Annotated in this window: 1 protein-coding gene; it reads left to right on the forward strand. The window is 48.8% G+C overall.

The window, feature by feature from the left end:
* Window positions 1-185: 185 nt before the first annotated feature.
* Window positions 186-1,529 (forward strand): ISLre2 family transposase, encoded by a 1,344-nt coding sequence (locus SIN01_RS14650; RefSeq protein ID WP_047035542.1) that lies wholly within the window; start codon window positions 186-188, stop codon window positions 1,527-1,529.
* The last annotated feature ends 97 nt before the right edge of the window (window positions 1,530-1,626 follow it).

Here is a 1,626-nt window from a genome sequence, read left to right on the forward strand (position 1 = left end):
GTAGGAGTAAAATATTAGTAGGCAGAAAAATAGCCTTTATTACCAGTTAATGGCAATAGCCGTTAACTGGTAATAAAGGACACCAAGCGCTAGCGCGGTAGGGCCTAAAAGCAATTTCTATGGAAAAGAGGGTGACTCCTTGGTAGAATCAAAGTTGACAACAAAGATTCGGAAGGAGCACCCTCATGGAACAGAATACCACAACGTACATGGATTTAAAACAACTGGAACAACTTGTCTGGCGACAAACACAAGAAACGTTTGCTCAGGTGATGAAGCATCTGTTGGGGGAAATGGATCAACAGATCGCGGAGGAACGGGATAAAAAGCGCTATCGACTGGTGGATAAACGCTCGTTTCAACTGACCAGTCTCTTTGGTGAACTCACTATTGAACGCAATTATTATCGGGATCGAGACAAGCAGGAATACGTTTATCTTCTTGATCGACAGTTGGCCTTTGAAAACGCCGGACATTTAAGCCCGATGGTTGAAGAAGCGGCGATGGAGTTGGCCATTCAAGGCCCTTCCTATCGCAAGGCGGCCCGGGCACTTGAAACGTTTCTCGGCTACTCCGTTCTGAGTCATGAAGCGATTCGGCAACATCTGCTTGAGACGGAGCCGATCGCTAAACCTCAAGAGCCGATCCTTCATCAGGTGCTGTTTGTCGAGGTTGACGGCTTATTCGTGAAGCATCAGGAAAAAGGCGTCCGGGGCAAGGAAGAACGGGTAGCCAAGATTCATCAGGGATGGGAGAAAAATGGAAAGCGTATCCGACTGAAGCATAGGCGTCATTTCATCCATCGAGGGAAAAAGCCGTTTTGGGAAGCGTTAGAGGACTTCTTAGCAGAAACCTACGCCTATGATCCCACAGTGCACAAATTGGTCATTAATGGGGATGGAGCCGCCTGGATCACTGCTTGTCGCGACTATTTTCGAGACCGCGCTTTCTTTTGTATTGACCGCTTTCACGTGATTCGGGACATTCGTCGGTTGTTTCACGAGCATCCTCGGTACAAGAACATTCGAAAAGCCTTACGTGCTTGGGATGGCACGGCAGTGATGACAGAACTCAATAGTGCCGTTGGCACACTGGAAAGTGAAGCACAGGAAGAACGGCTGGATGCGCTCATCCAACAGTTGGAGAAGTATCCGGAAGCGCTGGGCGATTACCGAGAATGGCTGAACACGTTCGGCATCAACACGGACGGGATGCGCACGATGGGCAGCGCAGAAGCGACCATGAGTCAATTGGCCAAACGGATGAAACATGGCCGCAGCTGGGTGGAGAAAGGAAAACAGGCGATGATGAACGGTCTGATTGCACACATGGATCACATGAGTCTTCAAACGCTCTTTGGCCGTATGGATGGCTGGAATGACAGCCAGGAGGACGTCAAGCCACCGAAACATTACGTGGAGAAAGTCACACATACGGTAGGCCACTGGACGCAGAAGAATCTCCCGTGTCTGCATGGCAAATCAGGTATTCCCGTCCACCATGCATTGAAGGCGTTACAAGGGTTTTAAAAAGCAAAAACAAGTCTACAAGGATAACCTTAGAACAGTTGAATGCGCTTACGTATCGGGGCATGAAAATTTCTGCCTACAAACACTTGACTCAACC

This window comes from Sporolactobacillus inulinus, assembly GCF_006539285.1.
GTDB classification, from domain to species: Bacteria; Bacillota; Bacilli; order Bacillales; family Sporolactobacillaceae; genus Sporolactobacillus; species Sporolactobacillus inulinus.